A 19,406-nucleotide genomic window follows, 5' to 3' on the forward strand; every position below is an offset into this window, starting at 1 on the left:
GAAAACGATTGCGTCATTGGAGATAGGCGTATATCTTATCTCCATTTTCAGGTGAAAATAACACAACATTCGCGTCCATTTTAATCAGAGGGCTTTTAAATGAAAAAATATCTAACCTTTTCCGTTGCGGCAACATTAGCGATGAGTGCGTTGTCGGTTCAAGCCGAAGAAAAATTCATTACGATCGGCACAGGTGGTCAAACCGGTGTATATTATGTGGTCGGGCAATCCGTATGCCAATTGGTAAACCGTGATACGGCAAAAACACAGATTAAATGTAATGCACCCTCAACGGGAGCATCGGTAGCAAATCTGAATGCGATTGCCGATAAACAAATGGATATGGGGATTGCACAATCCGACTGGCAATACCACGCTTATAACGGCTCAAGTTCATTTGAAGGCAAGAAAAACGAGAAATTGCGTGCAGTCTTCTCTATTCACCCCGAACCGTTCACTGTGATGGCACGAGATGATTCAGGCATTAAACATTTTGACGATTTGAAAGGCAAACGGGTGAATGTGGGCGATCCGGGTTCAGGCACACGGGCGACAATGAACGTGATTTTAGCGGCAAAAGGTTGGACGGATAAAGCGTTTAAAGTCGCTTCCGAATTGAAACCGTCTGAAATGGCATCGGTAATGTGCGACAATAATTTAGATGCGATTACCTATAATGTCGGTCATCCGAACGGGGCATTAAAAGAGGCGGCGGCTTCGTGCGATGCACATTTAGTACCGGTATCCGGCGAGGCAATTGATAAACTGGTTGCCGAACACTCTTACTACGCTAAAGCGGTCATTCCGGGCGGCTTGTATAAAGGCAGCGATAATCCGGTAGATACTTTCGGGGTTTATGCGACCTTAGTTACCTCCGCCGATGTGGAAGATGACAAAGTGTATGCGGTAGTAAAAGCGGTATTTGATAATTTTGATCGTTTCAAACGTTTACATCCGGCGTTTGCTAATTTGAAAGAAGAAGAGATGATTAAAAATGCACTATCTGCGCCATTGCACGACGGTGCCGTGCGTTATTATAAAGAACGTGGTTGGATCAAATAATCGTTTCTCATTTTATATTTGATAGGCAAGCGGTAAGATTGGCGGCAGAATTTGTAAAAAAATGCCCCAATCCGACCGCTTGCAATGTCGTTTTCTCTCGGAGGCACTATGTCTAATTCTCGCCCTAACACTTTAGATTATGACGATCTGCAAGATATGGTTGCATCAAATGATGCCGGTGGTCGTAATCCGACAGGGTTTGCCAAAAAACTCATTATTATCACGGCGATTTTATGGTCTGTTTTTCAACTCTATTACACCTCGCCTTTTCCGTTTTGGCTGCAAGAGTTGGTAAGGGAGTGGGGACTTCATCTTAATGTGGTGGTGGACGACACCAAAGCTCGTTCCATTCACTTGGCGTTTGCACTCTTCCTTGCCTATCTCTCTTTTCCGGCTTTTGCCAATTCCCCTAAACACCGAATACCCTATCAAGACTGGTTATTTGCCCTTCTCGGCGCATTTTTAGGGGCTTATTATATTTTCTTCTATGAAGGTTTGGTTACCAGATTCGGTGCACCGAATACACAAGATATTATTGCCGGCTGCTTAGGTATTCTGATTTTGCTGGAAGCCTGCCGCCGCAGCTTAGGTCTGCCGTTGGTAATTATTGCGGGTGTATTTTTAATCTACAACTATGTCGGACAATTTCTGCCGACAGACTGGATCATCAGCCACCGCTCCGGTTCTCTCTCACAAATTGTCAATCAACAATGGATCACAACCGAAGGGGTATTTGGTGTGGCATTGGGGGTATCGACCAAATATGTATTCCTCTTTGTCTTATTTGGGGCATTACTCGACAAAGCCGGGGCAGGCAACTACTTTATTAAAACCGCCTTTGCGTATTTGGGGCATTTGAGCGGCGGGCCGGCGAAAGCTGCGGTGGTCTCATCGGCACTCACGGGGCTAGTGTCCGGCTCATCAATTGCTAATGTGGTAACAACCGGCACATTTACCATTCCAATGATGAAGCGGGTCGGATTTAGCCCGGAAAAAGCGGGTGCGGTCGAAGTGGCGTCCTCGGTAAACGGGCAAATTATGCCGCCGGTAATGGGGGCTGCGGCGTTTTTGATGATTGAATACGTTAATATGCCTTATAGCCAGTTGATCACTCACGCTTTTTTGCCGGCATTGATTTCCTATATTGCCTTGGTCTATATTGTGCATCTTGAAGCACAAAAAATGGGGCTGAAAGGGCTGGAAAGAACTGATCCGCCAAGCCCAATGTTGGTCAGTCTAATTAGAGTATTAGCGAATTTCTTGGTGATTTGTGTCGCTTATTTCGCATTGGATTTCGGATTAGGCTGGCTAAAATCTGCAACCCCTGATTTTGCCTTTATCATTGTATTGGCACTGCTGGCGGTAGTATATTTGATCTTAATTCGCCGTGTTGCGACCTTTCCGGATCTCGAACCTGACGATCCGAACGCTAAAATCGTTAAACTGCCTTCCGCCAAGCCGACCGTCAATGCGGGATTGCACTACTTATTGCCGGTTGTGGTACTGATGTGGTGTTTGATGATCGAGCGAATGTCGCCAGGGCTATCTGCATTTTGGGGAACAATGACTCTCACGGTGATCCTGCTCACGCAACGTCCGTTATTAAGCCTGTTCCGCCGAGAATCGCATTGTAAGGTCAGACTGTTTAAACAAGGCGTGCAAGAATTGGTAGACGGCTTGGAGGCCGGTGCGAGAAATATGATCGGCATCGGCATTGCTACTGCAACAGCAGGGATTATTGTCGGCGTTGTATCATTGACCGGCTTTGGCGTGCAACTGTCCGGCATTATCGAAATGTTATCAATGGGCAATATTCTACTGATGCTGATTTTAGTGGCGATTTTCAGCTTAATCTTAGGAATGGGGCTGCCGACTACGGCGAATTATATCGTGGTCTCTTCGCTGATGGCGTTAGTGATTGTTGAAGTCGGCAAACAGAACGGCTTAATTGTGCCGCTCATTGCAGTACATTTATTCGTCTTCTATTTCGGCATAATGGCGGACGTAACCCCGCCGGTAGGGCTTGCCTCGTTTGCGGCAGCGGCGATTTCCGGCGGTAGCCCGATTAAAACGGGGCTTGTTGCGTTCTTTTACAGCCTTAGAACCGCTATTTTACCGTTCCTGTTTATCTTTAATACCGATTTGTTGCTGATTGATGTCGGTTGGGCAAAAGGCATATTGGTGTTTGTAACGGCAACCATCGGGATCTTACTGTTCACCGCGGCGACAATGGACTATTTCCTCACTAAAAACAAAGTGTGGGAAACCGCCGTGTTAGTTTTAGCCGCATTTATGCTATTCCGACCGGGCTTTTTTATGGAACGGATTTCTCCGAGTGAGCGGGATATTCTTCCTACTCAATTTGTACAAGCCCTTGAGCAATCGACTGTGGGCGAGACTTTCAAACTTAAAGTATCAGGTTTAAACCCTTATGGTAAAGCGATCGAGTTCTACTCTGAATTAAGCGTGCCGGAGGGCAATTCTGGGGAAGAACGGCTGAAAGCCCTCGGCTTAACGCTACTTGAGACAGGCGAAACCATTGAGATTGACGGACAACCGTCTGCAAAAATCATTATTGATAATGTAGAAATTGATTCTCCGGCAGCTAAAGTCGGTTTGAATTGGGAGCAAACCATTCTAGCGGTTTCCGTACCACAAAATGCGTTACCTAAAGAATTGATGATGATACCGGCACTGTTACTGGCAGCCTTAGTCGGCTGGAATCAACGCCGCCGCATTAAAAAATAGATGGTAAGCGGTCGGTTTTGAAGCAAATTTTGCAACTTGTTGTGCAAACAATCGGCTTAAACTGACCGCTTGAGTATAGGAAGGATACCCAATGTATAATGAATTATTGCTTGCGATTGATTTGAATAATCCGCAAGGGTCACAATTAGTGGTGGAGACGGCGTTGCATTTAACCGCCCAAAATCCGAATGCGCGTTTTCGGGCAGTTACGGTGATTGAGCCGCTTGATGACAGTTTTATTTCGGCATTTTTGCCGAAAAACTTTGATAAGTCTTTGATTACCGAGGTGAATAAAGCCTTACACCAGTTCACGCAAACCCATTTTCCACCGAGTGCCAAAGTGCAACATATTGTGGCACACGGAACAATTTATGAAGAAATCAATCGAATTGCCGCAGAGAAACAGGTGGATTTAGTCATAATGTTAGCCAGCAGTAAGCCGAAGGCTAAAGGGTTGAGCAATAATACCCGCCGTGTTGCGAAATATGGCACAACACCTGTGTTGATCGTCAAGTAGTTATTTTTTCAGTTGCTCAAAATAGTGCGTGATGAGCTCGCAGGCGATGCGGACTTTTTCCGATTGAATGCGTTGCAAAGTAACCAAATACAATGGCACAGGCGGTAGTTGCCAATCGCAAAAAATGCGGATTAACTCACCGCTTGCCAAGGCTTTTTCAACATCAACCGCCGGTTGAATTGACACGCCCAGCCCGCTCATCGTGAGTCGGCGGCTGGCATAAAGGCTGTTACAGTGAATGCGGTAGTCGGGAAAAATCTCTTGTTGCCGTTCGCCCTGTTTGAATGGGAGCGATGTAAACCGTGCATTAGAAAAACTGATCCAGTCTAATTTGGCAAGCTCATCTAAAGTAGCGGGTATCTCTTTTTCCGCAAAATAATCCCGGTGCCCGACCACAACCCACTCAAAATCATAAATATGGCGAGCGATCATATTATCGGTCAGCACCCCAATGCCGGAACGCAGCGAAATATCAATCCTCTGTTCGAGTAAATCCGTCATCTTATCTTCAAAATGCAAATTCAGGTGAAATTCGGGGTGGCTGTCTAGTACGGACTTAAACATATTGATCAGCAAACTGTCCATTAACCCCGTTACACAGGCGATATTTAGTTGCCCGAAAGGTTGGGAGCGGAGCAGTTCAACACTTTTGATCGCATTTTCGGCACTTTGTTGCATTTGATGAACGTGTTGATAAAAGACTTCGCCAGCCTCCGTTAAAGAGAGCTTGCGGGTGGTGCGATTAAGCAATTTAATCTGTAACTGATGTTCTAATTTTTGAATAGATTGCGTAACGGCGGAGGGGGTCATTGACAGTTTATCCGCAGCTCCTTGCATTGATCCCTGCGCAACCACACAGGCAAACACAGACATTGCTTTATAATCGTACATCGTAAGTTCCGTTCATTAAGTCAGGCTTAACAGTGTATTAAGTAAATCATAGATTATCAAGAGGAGGGTTATGCGTATAATGCACGCCTTTCGAACTATCTGATGAGGAAAGCACAAATGAACACATTTTCTGAAAAACTTACCCCAATGGTTTTCTTACTTGTCCGCCTTGTTGTCGGCTATATGTTTTTACTGCACGGTACGGCGAAATTTTTTGAATTTCCCGTGTCGATGACCGGCGGTAACGGCAGTGTCGAGCTGATGTCCCAATACGGTGTAGCGGGGACGTTGGAAATTATCGGCGGCAGCCTGTTTATTCTCGGCTTATTGACTCGTCCGGTCGCATTTTTACTCTCCGGTATGATGGCATTTGCCTATTTTGGTGTACACGCCAGTGCCGAAACCCTATTCCAGCCGATGTTGAACCACGGTGAATTAGCCGCTCTTTATTCTGTGGTCTTTTTACTGTTTGTGTTTATCGGCGCAGGGAAATGGTCTTTGGATCATAAACTGTTTGCGAAAAACGAGACATCAAAAGCATAAAGAAAATAGCCCCTGATCTTAGGGGCTATTTTTTTATTGACTAAATATTGGTAAGTAACCGTACATTGCCAACAAATGCGCGGCGGCGGTGAAAATACCAAAGATAATCACGAGAGCAATCAGCGGTGTGCCGCCCCAAACACGAAACGGATTTTGAGTATTTTGCCGGCGGACTTTATAAGCCAATAATGCCGGAATAATACAAGCCCACACCGTTGCAATCGCACCGGCATAGCCAATCGCTTTCAAAAAGCCGAGCGGGAAAAGCAAAGAAAGCAACAACGGCGGGAGAAACGTAACCGCCCACGATTTCGTTCTACCAGCTTTGCTGTTATCGAATTGGAAGAAATCTGCCAAGAAATCAAACATTCCTAACCCGACCCCAATGAACGAAGATAAAATCGCAGCCATTGAGAAGGCGTTCAGCGCATTTTTGACCGACTCCGATTGCACCACATTGCCGAGTGCGTTGAGAAGTACATCTAAATCGCCGTTACTGGCAATAATCGGTGCAAATTGATCACGCGCCAGATTGCCGAAAATGCTGAATACCCAAAGCAGATAGAGTGCAAGGGCAATCAACGTGCCACCCAAAATCGCATACTGGGCTTTGCGTTCTTCGCCGTAGTAGGCACGCATTGTTGAAACGGAGTGGTGATAGCCAAAAGAGGTCAGCGCCACGGGGAACATTGCGATTGCATAGGGGGCGTAGCTGCCGTCAAGGTTGGCACGATCAAATAAAATGTTGAGGTCGATATTGATTGCTAAGCCATAGGTGCTGAAGATGAATGAAAGTGCCATAAACATAATCAGCAAAACCGACAAGCGATCGACTAATCGGGTGGAGTGCCAAACACAAAAGGAAAAGACCAAAACAAACAGGATAGACCAAAATGCGCTATCCCACTCCCCAAGGGAAAGCCACGGTTTTGCCAGTTCGCTGAGAATGCCGCCGGAAGCGGTGGTATAGGCATAAAGCAGGATTCCACCGACAAAATAGACCGACAAATTGTTCAATACATTGATTTTCGTGCCGAGCAGATCTTTAGTAACGGTACTAAACGAGGCGGTAAGATCATAATTTTTATAGGCTTCAAGCAGAAACCAGCCGGAAGCCGTCATCATCAACATTGTGATCAACATCGCAAGGCTAGACCAGATTGTCCAAGCTCCAGCACCGGAACTCGGCAACCCTAGCATTCCTGCACCAACGCAGACCCCACCAATTATACAGGCTCCGCCAATCACGGAAGGTTGTTTTTGCATTTTTCATTCCTTTTTGTAAAAAATCTGCCGAAACCGACCGCTTGCAGTATTTCGGCAAATAGGGTGTATCATTGGCGGTTATTATCGCACAGTTAGTCGGATTTTTTCGCCCGCAACACGCGTAAACTCAAAATAATTACGCCGAAAATAAAGGCGAACAACCCGAGCCACTCGGAAGTGAGCGCCCAATCTTGCAGGTTTAATGCAAGCGGTGATTCCGAACCGCCGGTGGTAACGGAGGTTGCGATAATAAAGGCTAAAATCACCCCGATGAGGCTTTCTCCGACAATCAGCCCGGCGGCAAACAGTGTACCGTTGCGTTCCGCCGCTTTTTGTAACGTCTCGTTGTCTTTAGCGTGGCGTTTGGCATAACCTTTCAAATGACGTTGGATACACCAAGCGACAATCGCCCCGATCACAATCGGCATATTGATTGACGGCGGCAGATAGATGCCCATTCCAACCGCCAATGCCGGTAAGGCAAAGCGTTCGTTACTGGCTTTTTTTAGCACAAAATCGATCACAATTAAAGCGATACCGAGTGCAACGCCACTAAAAATATAGCGCCATTCCAAATCGGAGGAGAAAATCCCTTTAGCGATCGTTGTCATCAAGGTAGCTTGCGGTGCGGATAACGCTTGGCTCGGATCCATTGTCTCCCGCGGCAATGCACCGGTAAAGCCGTAGGCGTGGTAGAGAATTTCTAACACCGGCGCGATAACCAATGCCCCGACAACGCAGCCGATAATCAACGCAACCTGCTGTCGCCACGGGGTCGCTTTGACTAATAAACCGGTTTTGAGATCTTGCAGGTTATCGTTAGAGATTGCCGCAATCGCCACAATAAACGCACCAGAGAAAATGGTGAGAGCCGTTAAAAATTGCTGACCTTCCGGATTAGCCAAAATGCCGGTGCTGTTGCCAATCACCATTAATACAAGGGAAATCACCACCACCGAAATGATGCCGATGCCTGAAATCGGGCTGGAAGATGAGCCGACTAAACCTGCCATATAGCCGCAAGCCGCCGCAATAAAAAAGCCGATAAAGAAGACGAATAACGTACAAACCACGACTAATAAGAGCGCTATGCCGCTTGAAATCGGTAAATCTTGGACAAAACCGTACAGGGTTAAGCCGATGAGCAAAATGGTGATCAGTGAAATGCCGATCATTGATTTAAAAGATAAATCTTGCTCAGTGCGTTGCATTTTGTGAGCGCTCGGATCTTTTAACGCGCGGAAAGAGCGGTTCATTCCTTCCACCATTGGTTTGAGTAGGGTTAAAAGCGTCCAAAGTGCCGCCACCGCCATTGCGCCGACCCCGATAAAGCGTACTTTCGTTTTCCAGATCGTCATCGCATAGCCGATCATATCCGCATCGGCTGCCATTGGCGTATCTGCCGTAAAGTACGGTACGGCAACCCCCCAAGCAATGAAAATCCCGAGTAAGATAGCTAAACCGCCGATTAAGCCGATTAAATAGCCCGCACCAAGCAGAGCGAGGGAAAAGCCCATTGGCACTTGGAAAATGCCGTTACCGACTTTAAACCAATAACTTGCACCGTCGGCAACCACCCGCAAGCCGTTGGTGAGAAGCGCCAAACCGCCTGCCAATGCACCGCCGGTAATGATGTCTTTGATCCCGCTTTCCCCTTGTTTTCCGCTTTCCTCATCGGGATTGCCCGCTTTGAGAATTTCGGCGGCGGCAACCCCTTCAGGATAAGGCAAAGCACTTTTCACCACCATTACATAGCGTAACGGCACGGTGAAAATCACCCCTAAAATCCCGCCTGTACTACAAATCAGCATTGTTTGCCAGAACGGGAAACCTTGCCAGTAGCCGAGCATCAATAAGCCGGGCAGGACGAAGATCACAGAGGAGAGCGTGCCAGCTGCGGAGGCTTGCGTTTGCACCATATTGTTTTCAAGGATATTCGAGCCTTTAAACATTTTTAGCACCGCCATTGAAATGACGGCTGCCGGAATGGAGGAGGCAAAGGTCAAGCCGACTTTAAGCCCTAAATAAACATTTGATGCGGTAAACACCACCGTAATCAATGCACCCAGTAGCATTCCCCGTAGCGTCAGCTCACGGTAGGACGCATAGGGATCGGTATAATGAGTTGGATTCATAAAACACACCTATTGTTATATTTGTGAAAAATTTATTAAATTTAAGTAAATATTGAAAAGTTATTTCGTTTAAGGGGGCTATTGTACGCAAACTTCAATCATTTTTCATCGTTTAATCGCATTTTACAAAAAATTGCTGAAAAACGACCGCTTGTTGTGATGCTAAAGACTCAATTTGGCTATGGTTGCACCTTTTTTAGATCAAGTTATGATAAATTTGTTAGTTTTTGTCGCTTTTTTGAACTAACATAATATGGCTATAGTTCAAGTGCTATTCTAAGGTTGATGTTGGAACGGATAGCAGAATACCCAATCATTGTGGAAGTGGTTGAAACGGAAAATAGGAGAGACTAATGGGAAATGTAGACTGGGCATTTATCGGTATCGTGGGGGACATAATGATCCTGCTCTATCTCGTTCAATTTCTGCTCTCAAAAATAGGGATAAATATTAAATTGGGTGTTATTCTGAATTTTATCGCGAGCGCCTTAGTCTCCCCTTTCAAAGATTGAAATCCCGACTCAAAGCGGCTATCGTTTTAGCCGCTTTTCTCATCTCTCAACTGATTTGAATGGCTAGTCAATGATGAAAAATTAAGCCCTGCCGAGATAATCTAAGGGAAGTACAACGTTCGGCTATCTTTCCTCGTGTTATCGCCATTTGCAAAAAATTGTCCGAAAATGACCGCTTGTGCTTATGCCCAATCCACGATTACGCTATAATCGCCAAACTTTTTGAGAGAGAAATAAAATGACCACACAGACCTATTTTGCCACTACCGCCCGTGGCTTTGAAGAAATGCTGAAAACCGAGCTTGAGCAGATCACACAAGCGCAATGCAAAATCGCCCAAGGGGGAGTGCATTTTACCACCACATTGAAAGGGGCTTACCAAGCCTTGTTGCACAGCCGGTTAGCCTCTCGCATTTTGTTGCCGCTGGTAACGGCGAAAGTATTTAACGATATGGATCTTTATGCCACCGTGGTCAGCCAACCTTGGTGTGAGCTTTTTGACCCGCGTGCCTCTTTTTTTGTCGATTTCAACGGTACGAACCGAGAAATTCGCCACACGCAATTCGGTGCAATGCGGGTGAAAGACGGTATTGTCGATCACTTTGAACGCAAAGGTTTGCCGCGTCCGAGTGTGGATAAAATCCGCCCCGATGTGCGTATCCACGTTTATTTACAGCGAGACGAAGCCGTGATTTCCCTCGATCTGAGCGGTGAAGCCCTGCACCAACGGGGCTATCGGCAAGATACGGGCAAAGCGCCACTGCGTGAAACCCTAGCCGCTGCGATTATCTTACGCTCCGGCTGGCAGGTCGGCACACCATTGGTCGATCCAATGTGCGGCTCCGGCACACTGCTAATTGAAGCGGCACAAATGCAAGCGAAGATTGCCCCGCAACTTCACCGTCAGCATTGGGGCTTTGATTTTTGGACGGGACATCAGCCGGCGGTCTGGCAGGCGGTATTAAATGAAGCAAAACAAGCGGTCGATAATAACGGAAAAATGGCAAATTTCTATGGTTTTGATCTCGATCACCGTGTGCTTGCCAAAGCAAAACAGAATGCCGAAACGGCGGGTGTTGCGCACCTTATTCAATGGCGGCAGGGCGACGTGTCGGCATTGCAAAATCCGTTTCCGACCCAAATCGGTACGGTAGTTTCCAACCCGCCCTACGGCGAACGGCTTGGCACAACACCGGCATTGATTGCATTATATTCGGTGTTTGGGCAGCGTTTAAAACAGCAGTTTGCCGGTTGGAATGTGTCCGTGTTCAGCGGCGAACCGGAACTGCTTAACTGCCTGCGTTTACGTTCTCACCGCCAATTTAAAGCCAAAAACGGCCCGCTGGATTGTGTGCAGAAAAATTATCAAATCAGCGAACGGGCGGCGGAAAGTGAGGCACTGACGGCGGCATTAACCCAGCCGGTATCGCCACAAGTGGCACAGGACTTTGCCAATCGGCTCGCCAAAAACAGCAAAAAAATTGAAAAATGGGCAAAACAGCAGGGGCTTGATGCCTACCGCCTCTACGATGCCGACTTGCCGGAATATAATCTTGCGGTCGATCGCTACGGCGATCATATCGTGGTGCAAGAGTATGCCGCGCCAAAGAATATTGACGAACAAAAAGCCCGCCAACGCCTACTGGACGCCGTTTCCGCCACCCTTTCTGTTACAGGGGTAGAAACCAACAAATTGGTGTTGAAAGTTCGCCAAAAACAGAAAGGCACGAACCAATACGAAAAACTGGCGAACAAGGGCGACTATTTCTATGTGAATGAATATGGGGCGAAATTGTGGGTAAATTTGACCGATTATTTGGACACGGGATTATTCCTCGATCACCGCCTGACACGCAAAATGGTCGGTGAAATGGCGAAGGGCAAAACCTTTCTCAATTTGTTTGCCTACACCGGCTCGGCAACGGTTCACGCCGCATTAAACGGTGCGAAATCGACCACAACGGTGGATATGTCGAACACTTATTTGAATTGGGCGGAGCAGAATTTAACGCTTAACGATTTATCCTTAAAAACCAACCGCTTACATCAAGCCGATTGCCTACAATGGCTGGCGGCGTGCCGTGAGCGCTTTGAGTTGATTTTTGTTGATCCGCCGACCTTTTCCAATTCCAAAAGAATGGAAAGCAGTTGGGACGTACAACGTGATCATCTTGACCTGATGAAACAGTTAAAACGCATTTTAACTGCCAACGGCACTATTGTGTTCTCCAATAATAAACGGGGATTTAAAATGGATATTGACGGGCTGACCGAGCTAGGCTTAACCGCGGAAAATATTTCCTATAAAACCCTTCCCCTTGATTTTGAACGCAATCCGCATATCCACAACTGTTGGCTTATTCGTCATTACGAGGCTTAGCAAGCGGTCAGTTGCGGGCGTTTTTTGGCAATGATGTCGCCGTTACCCAAAACTCAATATTCCTCGCAGGTAGGGACGCCACACTGGCGTCCGTTTCAAACGTTGATTATTTGCAAATTTTTGTTTAAATCTCACCGCTTGAGTTGTATTCCTACAATGATATTGAAATTACTGTTTTGTGCGTTAGCGGCATAAATTGAGATTTCGTGAAGCAGTTCGCATTTTTGGCGATGACTTTTTGTCAATTTTCGGTTGAGTCTTTACAAAAGTGCTTTTTTCGGCTATCTATACACTATCGCATTTCTGCGTATCTACACAATTTGTTTATTCCATAGGGAGAATAACTATGCAACTCAATGTTTTACATTCATTATTGGCAGCGGCAATCGCATTAGGTTTATCAACTTCGGCATTTGCGGCAAAAGTACCTGCCGGCACGGTTTTAGCCGACAAACAAGAGATTACGATTAACAACGCTTCAGAGCCGCAAAGTTTTGACCCGCATAAAACTGAGGGCGTGCCGGAGTCCCAAATTGCGTATCAATTACTGGAAGGTTTGGTAACCGCTGATGCAGAGGGCAATTTAGAACCCGGCTCGGCGGTGTCGTGGGAAAGTACGCCGGACTTTAAGCAGTGGACATTCAAAATTCGTCCTGAAGCGAAATGGTCAGACGGCGAACCGGTTACCGCCCACGATTTCGTCTTCGCTTGGAAACGCCTTGCCACGCCAGCAACCGCCTCGCCTTATGCCAGTTACCTCACCTATCTGCAAGTTGAAAATGCCCAAGAGATTATTGACGGTAAAAAACAGCCGGACAGCCTTGGCGTTAAAGCCCTTGATGATCACACTTTCCAAATCACATTAAGCAGCCCTGTGCCTTATTTAGTCGGAATGACAAAACATACCTCGCTTTTACCCGTTCCTAAACACGTCGTTGAAAAATTAGGCGATTCGTGGGTAAAAAAAGGCAATCATATCGGTAACGGCGCTTATAAATTAGCCGATCACGTCATCAATGAAAAAATTGTGTTTGAACGCAACCCGCTCTATTGGAACGATAAAGAAACGGTCATTAACAAAGCGACTTTCCTCGCAATCGAACAGCCGGTTACCGATGTGCAACGCTACCGTGCCGGCGACTTAGACATCACTAGCTACGCCTTACCACCGGAACAGTTCCAGAAACTGAAAAAAGAAATACCTAATGAATTATTCACCCCAAGAACCCTTTCCACTTATATGTATGAAATCAATCATACCAAAGCGCCGTTTAATGATATTCGGGTGCGTAAAGCGTTGAATTTGGCGTTAGACCGTAATGTGATTACCGATAAAGTATTAGCACAAGGGCAAACGCCGACCTATGTATTTACGCCGACTTATATCAGCGAAGGGGATCAAATTCAGCAACCGGCTTACTCCACGCAACCAATGGCGGAACGCATTGCCGAGGCGGTGAAATTACTTGAAGAAGCCGGCTTTAGTAAAGCCAATCCGCTCAAATTCACGATTTTGTATAACACCAATGAAAACCACAAAAAAATCGCAATCGCAGCCGCATCAATCTGGAAAAACAATACCAAAGGCTTAGTTGAGGTTAAACTTGAGAACCAAGAGTGGAAAACCTACATCGACAGCCGCCGCCAAGGTAACTATGATATTGCCCGTGCCGGCTGGGCTGCGGACTATAACCAAGCCACCACCTACGGCAATTACTTCCTGTCCAAATCCAGTAACAATACCGCTTTCTATAAGAGCAAAGCCTATGATGACGCTATTGCCTCCTCGTATACTGCCAGCGACAGTGCGGGCAGAGCCGCAGCTTACGCCAAAGCGGAAGCCATTCTTGCGGAAGATGCGGCGTTAATTCCGGTGTATAACTATGTTAATACCCGCTTGGTGAAAACCTATGTAGGCGGTTATGCCGGCAAAGATCCGCAAGATGATATTTTATTGAGAAACCTTTACATCAAGAAATAACCACCTCACAGAATAGGGGCAACCCTATTCTTGCGCAAGCGGTCGGATTTCGGTTAAACATTGCAAAAATATTTTCTGATATAACCGTTGTACCAACACCAACTTCTGCCATTCGGTAGAAATGCCGTCAAATGCTTTTATTCGGCGATTAAACAGATACTCGGTGTATGTATAAATATGACGTTTGAGGCGTTATTGCATAAATCTGCCGTGATCTCACCGCTTGCATTCGTGATTTTTTAGCTTAATTGTGGAGTTTTCCAATGTTGAAATTTATTTTGAGACGGATTTTAGAGGCGATTCCTACGCTGTTTATCCTGATCACCCTATCCTTCTTTTTAATGCGCCTTGCCCCCGGCAGCCCGTTTACCTCCGAACGTGCCTACCCGCCGGAAGTAATGGCAAATATTGAAGCCAAATATCATCTTAATGAACCCTTGCATAGCCAATATTTTCTCTACTTAAAAAATTTATCGAAAGGCGATTTTGGCCCCTCTTTCAAATATAAAGATCAAACTGTGAATGATTTGATCGCCTCGGCGTTTCCGGTTTCGTTTAAATTGGGCATTGTGTCTTTTCTGTTTGCTGTGTTGATCGGTATTTCTGCCGGCACAATCGCCGCCCTCAAGCAAAATAGCTGGTGGGATTATCTGATAATGTCTTGGGCGATGACGGGGATTATTATGCCGAGTTTCGTGTTCGCCCCGCTATTAGTGTTAATTTTTGCCATTTACTTAAACTGGCTGCCGGCAGGCGGGTGGCACGGCGGGCAGCTCTACTATATGGTACTGCCGGTTACGGCACTGACGATTGCCTATGTTGCCGGTATTGCTCGGATCACCCGTGGCTCAATGATTGAAGTATTACATTCTAATTTTATCCGCACGGCGAAAGCGAAAGGCGTGCCAATGGGCAGAATTTTAGTCAAACACGCCCTACGCCCTGCTTTGATGCCGGTGGTCAGCTATCTCGGTTCGGCATTTGTCGGCATTATTACCGGCTCAATGGTAATTGAGAGCGTGTTCGGTATTCCCGGTATTGGGCAGCTCTTCGTCAATGGTGCATTAAACCGTGATTATTCGTTAGTGTTAAGCCTCACCGTGTTGGTCGGCTCGCTCACCATTTTATTTAACACTGTGGTGGATATACTCTATGCAGTGATTGATCCGAAAATCCGTTATACCTAAGGTGGAAGACATGTTAAGTCAAAATCAATCCCGGACGGAAAACGCCAATTTGCTTTCACCTGCTGATCTAGTGCAAGGACGCAGCCTGTGGCAAGATGCCCGCCGCCGTTTTTTCCGAAATAAAGCCGCTGTCGGCAGTTTAATCACCTTATTGTTGATTATTTTATTCATCACCTTTGCCCCAATGCTAATGCCGTTTAGCTACGAAGATACCGATTACGGCCTGATGAACGCCGCACCGGATTTTGCCTCGGCACACTACTTCGGCACGGATTCTGCCGGGCGGGATTTATTGGTACGGGTGGCTATCGGCGGGCGTATTTCGCTGATGGTCGGCATTGCCGGCGCTATTATTGCCGTGATAATCGGCACACTGTACGGGGCAATTTCCGGCTATGTCGGCGGCAAAACCGATATGGTGATGATGCGTTTTTTAGAGATCCTCGCCTCCTTCCCGTTTATGTTTTTTGTGATTTTGCTCATCACCCTTTTCGGCAAAAATATTCTGCTGATTTTTGTGGCAATCGGAATGATCGCGTGGCTCAACCTTGCCCGTATTGTGCGGGGGCAAACCCTTAGCCTCAAAAATAAAGAGTTTATTGAAGCTGCCGTTGTTTGCGGTGTGCCTCGCCGCCAAATTATTTGGAAGCACATTATCCCGAATGTGTTAGGCATTGTGGTGGTGTACGCTTCCCTTGAAGTGCCTTCGCTTATCCTGTTTGAATCTTTCCTGAGCTTTCTCGGTTTAGGCACGCAAGAACCGATGAGTAGCTGGGGTGCATTACTTAGTGATGGTGCGGCACAAATGGAAACTTCTCCTTGGTTATTGATCTTTCCGGCATTTTTCCTGTGCTTAACCTTATTTTGTTTTAATTTCATCGGCGACGGGCTGCGTGATGCGCTCGATCCAAAAGATAAATAGAGGTATGGAATGAAATTATTAAACGTTAATCAACTCAACGTCTATTTAAAAACCGATGAACAGCGGGTTCACGCCGTGCGAAATGTCTCTTTTGATGTGGAAAAAGGGCAAACATTGGCGATTGTCGGCGAATCGGGTTCGGGTAAATCCGTTACCGCAATGTCGATTATGCAATTACTGCCGAATAATATTGTCGAGTACGGCAAAGATGCTACGATTTCATTTGAAGGGCAAGATATTCTCACCCTCAACGAAGATCAACTTCGCAGCCTGCGGGGCGACCGTATCGGAATGATTTTCCAAGAGCCGATGACTTCCCTCAACCCGTTTATGACCATTGGCGAGCAAGTCAGTGAGGCGGTAATGACCCACAACCGCCAAATCAGCCGCCTTGATGCTGAAAAACTCACCCTTGCCACTCTGCAAAAAGTCAAAATTCCGAACGCCGAGAAAAAACTGGGCTGCTACCCGCACGAATTTTCCGGCGGGCAACTGCAACGGATTATGATTGCAATGGCAATCATCAACAAACCCGATCTGTTGATTGCCGATGAGCCGACTACCGCCCTTGATGTTACCACTCAAGCGGAAATTTTAGATCTGATGCACGATTTACAACGTGAAATGGGAATGGCGATTATCCTGATTTCCCACGATCTCCGCTTGGTTAAAAAATACAGTGAACAAGTGTGCGTAATGCAAAACGGCGAAATCATCGAGCGGGGCGATACCCTGCAAGTGTTCAATCACCCTCAACACCCTTACACCGTTGAACTACTTACGCCAATTCCGGCAAACTTAAAACAGCCGAGCGACAACCAAGCCATATTGATCAAAGGCGATAATATTGACGTGGATTATGTCCTCAAACGTAGCTTGTTCGGCAAACCGAAAAAAGTATTCAACGCCGTAAAAAATATCTCATTCACCCTCGGCGTAGGCGAAACCCTTGGTATTGTGGGGGAATCCGGTTCGGGCAAATCTACACTCGGGCGGGCGATAATGCAAATTCTGGATTACCGTGGCAATATTGAATTTGACGGCAAAACCATTGCACATTTGCCGAAACCCGCCGCCCGAGCCTTAAAAAAAGAGATGCAGATGGTCTTCCAAGATCCGTTTAACTCTCTCTCGCCTCGCTTAACGGTGGGTGAAATTATCGGTGAAGGGCTATCGGTGCATTACCCGCAAATGAGCGCTCAACAACGGCGGGAAAAAGTGATGAAAATGCTCGAAGAGGTTAATCTGTCGCCTACGATGATCAACCGCTACCCGCACGAGTTTTCCGGCGGGCAACGCCAGCGGATTGCGATTGCACGGGCGATTATCCTTGAGCCGAAATTTGTGTTGTTGGACGAACCGACTTCCGCATTGGATCGTTCCACACAAATCACTGTGGTGGAATTACTTAATCGGTTACAACAAAAATACGGCTTGAGCTATATCTTCATCAGCCACGATCTTGCGGTTATTCGGGCATTAAGCGACCGTGTCATTGTAATGAGCCAAGGGCAAGTGGTGGAAAGCGGCGATGTACATCAGATTTTTGAAATGCCGACCGATGACTACACCAAACGGCTGATTTACGCTTCAAATTTGTAAGCAAGCGGTCGGTTAGCGCCGATATTTTGCAAAATAATTTAATAAATGAAAAAATTCCCTTTGTTTGAGAAAGATCAGCTTTTATCGGCGCATTCGCTTTCAAAATCAGGGAATTTTTGTTATAAATGGCGGCATTTCAAATCAACTCAAATTATTAGGAGAACTTATGGAATTAGTATTTATCCGCCACGGTTTCAGTGAGTGGAATGCGAAAAACTTATTCACCGGTTGGCGTGATGTGAATTTAACCGAGCGTGGCGTAGAAGAAGCGAAAGTCGCTGGTAAAAAGTTACTAGATGCCGGCTATGAATTTGATATTGCGTTCACTTCTGTCCTCACCCGTGCGATCAAAACCTGTAATATCGTGTTAGAAGAGTCTAACCAATTATGGATTCCACAAGTCAAAAACTGGCGTTTGAACGAGCGTCATTACGGTGCATTACAAGGCCTAGACAAAAAAGCGACCGCAGAGCAATACGGCGATGAGCAAGTGCATATTTGGCGCCGTTCTTACGACATTTCGCCACCGGATTTAGATCCAAAAGATCCAAATTCTGCCCATAACGACCGCCGTTACGCACATTTACCGGCAGACGTTGTGCCAAATGCGGAAAACCTCAAAATCACCCTTGAGCGTGTATTACCGTTCTGGGAAGATCAAATCGCGCCGGCGTTATTGTCCGGCAAACGTGTTTTAGTTACCGCTCACGGCAACTCCCTGCGTGCATTGGCAAAACACATTATCGGTATTTCAGACGAAGACATTATGGATTTTGAAATCCCGACCGGTCAACCGTTGGTGTTAAAATTAGACGATAAACTTAACTTTATCGAGAAATTCTACCTCTAATCACTTTTTAAGGCATATCGCAGGATATGCCTTTTTTATCGCGCAAGCGGTCGCTTATTGGCAAATCGTTGCAAATCCGCTATACTCTCCCGCCTGAGTTGGTTAGACAATCGCTGGTTTATTGAAGCCCTCAAATTCGCATTGCGTAAACTAGGGGACAAGTAAACGAGAGGAAAGTCCGAGCTACACAGGGCAGAGTGCCGGATAACGTCCGGGGGGCGTGAGCCTACGACCAGTGCAACAGAGAGCAGACCGCCGGTTTTCCGGTAAGGGTGAAAGGGTGCGGTAAGAGCGCACCGTGCGGCTGGTAACAGTTCGCAGCAGGGTAAACTCCACTCGTAGCAAGACCAAATAGGAATCCAATGGGTGGCCCGCTCAGGATTCGGGTAGGTTGCTTGAGCTTGTGTGTAAATGCAAGCCTAGAGGAATGATTGTCCGCGACAGAACTCGGCTTATCGACCAACTCACCTTATTTGCGCGAACGGATTTTCCGTTCGCCTTTTTCTTGCATTTTCCGACATTATCATCACTGGAACAAACTCTGCTTTTCATCAAAAGGCAGGATACACAAAGTCTATCCTATCCGATAACCCATTGATAATCTTAAGTTTAGGTGCATCCAGTGTATCTAGCCTATGTGCAACCGTTTAGCCTTGTGCAACTGCTAATGTCGCACATTTTGCCACAAAACCGACCGCTTGTTCAGTTGCAAATGATCGGCTCGCAGTTCACATCTGCACTACAAGCGGTTTGATTATCCCGATTTTTTGCAATCTTATTGTTTAGCCCCGTTGTTCAATGAATGTCGGG

The 19,406-nt window shown here is 46.5% G+C and carries 15 protein-coding genes and 1 other RNA gene; 13 read left to right on the top strand and 3 right to left on the bottom strand.

The genetic code is table 11. The features are described 5' to 3' along the window. Positions 1–99: 99 nt before the first annotated feature. The 3 genes from E4T80_RS03415 (at position 100) to E4T80_RS03425 (ending at position 4,327) form a co-directional block, all read left to right on the top strand. The gene (locus E4T80_RS03415; protein WP_135054961.1) at positions 100–1,062 is read left to right on the top strand and encodes a TAXI family TRAP transporter solute-binding subunit; all 963 of its coding nucleotides are present in this window, start codon (positions 100–102) and stop codon (positions 1,060–1,062) included. Positions 1,063–1,170: 108 nt separating this feature from the next. Further along, complete coding sequence (locus E4T80_RS03420) at positions 1,171–3,810, top strand: TRAP transporter permease (RefSeq protein ID WP_135054963.1); 2,640 nt, start codon at positions 1,171–1,173, stop codon at positions 3,808–3,810. Positions 3,811–3,901: 91 nt separating this feature from the next. Beyond that, a complete protein-coding gene (locus E4T80_RS03425) occupies positions 3,902–4,327 on the top strand; it encodes a universal stress protein (protein ID WP_047976386.1) in 426 nt (141 codons plus the stop codon). Here the strand turns inward: E4T80_RS03425 and E4T80_RS03430 are convergent, their stop codons facing one another. Further along, complete coding sequence (locus E4T80_RS03430; RefSeq protein WP_135054965.1) at positions 4,328–5,218, bottom strand: LysR family transcriptional regulator; 891 nt, start codon at positions 5,216–5,218, stop codon at positions 4,328–4,330. 117 nt (positions 5,219–5,335) lie between these two features. Here E4T80_RS03430 and E4T80_RS03435 point away from each other — a divergent pair, with 117 nt between their 5' ends. Then, on the top strand, positions 5,336–5,761 hold the full coding sequence (locus E4T80_RS03435) for a DoxX family protein (RefSeq protein WP_135054967.1): 426 nt from the start codon (positions 5,336–5,338) through the stop codon (positions 5,759–5,761). Between the two features lie 33 nt (positions 5,762–5,794). Here E4T80_RS03435 and E4T80_RS03440 read toward each other — a convergent pair whose 3' ends face one another. Together E4T80_RS03440 and E4T80_RS03445 are read right to left on the bottom strand one after the other, a co-directional pair. Next, entirely contained in the window at positions 5,795–7,027 is a 1,233-nt protein-coding gene (locus E4T80_RS03440; protein WP_135054969.1) for an aromatic amino acid transporter, read from the bottom strand. A gap of 92 nt (positions 7,028–7,119) precedes the next feature. Further along, positions 7,120–9,162, bottom strand: coding sequence for an OPT family oligopeptide transporter (locus E4T80_RS03445; RefSeq protein WP_135054971.1), 2,043 nt, complete (start codon positions 9,160–9,162; stop codon positions 7,120–7,122). A gap of 353 nt (positions 9,163–9,515) precedes the next feature. Between E4T80_RS03445 and E4T80_RS12760 the strand changes: the two genes are divergently transcribed. The 9 genes from E4T80_RS12760 (at position 9,516) to E4T80_RS13245 (ending at position 19,350) form a co-directional block, all read left to right on the top strand. Beyond that, positions 9,516–9,674: a hypothetical protein gene (locus tag E4T80_RS12760; RefSeq protein WP_167740687.1), complete on the top strand. Its 159-nt coding sequence runs from the start codon at positions 9,516–9,518 to the stop codon at positions 9,672–9,674. A 238-nt stretch (positions 9,675–9,912) separates the two neighbouring features. Beyond that, positions 9,913–12,054 (top strand): bifunctional 23S rRNA (guanine(2069)-N(7))-methyltransferase RlmK/23S rRNA (guanine(2445)-N(2))-methyltransferase RlmL, encoded by a 2,142-nt coding sequence (gene rlmKL, locus E4T80_RS03450; protein WP_135054973.1) that lies wholly within the window; start codon positions 9,913–9,915, stop codon positions 12,052–12,054. A 346-nt stretch (positions 12,055–12,400) separates the two neighbouring features. Further along, positions 12,401–14,035, top strand: a complete 1,635-nt coding sequence (locus E4T80_RS03455) for an ABC transporter substrate-binding protein (protein WP_135054975.1) — start codon at positions 12,401–12,403, stop codon at positions 14,033–14,035. A 263-nt stretch (positions 14,036–14,298) separates the two neighbouring features. Then, positions 14,299–15,222, top strand: a complete 924-nt coding sequence (oppB, locus tag E4T80_RS03460; RefSeq protein WP_135054977.1) for an oligopeptide ABC transporter permease OppB — start codon at positions 14,299–14,301, stop codon at positions 15,220–15,222. Between the two features lie 10 nt (positions 15,223–15,232). Beyond that, complete coding sequence (oppC, locus tag E4T80_RS03465) at positions 15,233–16,144, top strand: oligopeptide ABC transporter permease OppC (protein ID WP_047976408.1); 912 nt, start codon at positions 15,233–15,235, stop codon at positions 16,142–16,144. Between the two features lie 9 nt (positions 16,145–16,153). Then, on the top strand, positions 16,154–17,746 hold the full coding sequence (locus tag E4T80_RS03470; RefSeq protein ID WP_135054979.1) for an ABC transporter ATP-binding protein: 1,593 nt from the start codon (positions 16,154–16,156) through the stop codon (positions 17,744–17,746). 166 nt (positions 17,747–17,912) lie between these two features. Further along, entirely contained in the window at positions 17,913–18,596 is a 684-nt protein-coding gene (locus E4T80_RS03475) for a 2,3-diphosphoglycerate-dependent phosphoglycerate mutase (protein ID WP_135054981.1), read from the top strand. 94 nt (positions 18,597–18,690) lie between these two features. Beyond that, an RNA gene (gene rnpB, locus E4T80_RS03480) (RNase P RNA component class A) lies at positions 18,691–19,067 on the top strand. Positions 19,068–19,218: 151 nt separating this feature from the next. Further along, the gene (locus E4T80_RS13245; RefSeq protein ID WP_265588409.1) at positions 19,219–19,350 is read left to right on the top strand and encodes a hypothetical protein; all 132 of its coding nucleotides are present in this window, start codon (positions 19,219–19,221) and stop codon (positions 19,348–19,350) included. The last annotated feature ends 56 nt before the right edge of the window (positions 19,351–19,406 follow it).

Origin of the sequence: Muribacter muris, assembly GCF_004569585.1 — a bacterium.
Lineage (GTDB): Bacteria > Pseudomonadota > Gammaproteobacteria > Enterobacterales > Pasteurellaceae > Muribacter > Muribacter muris.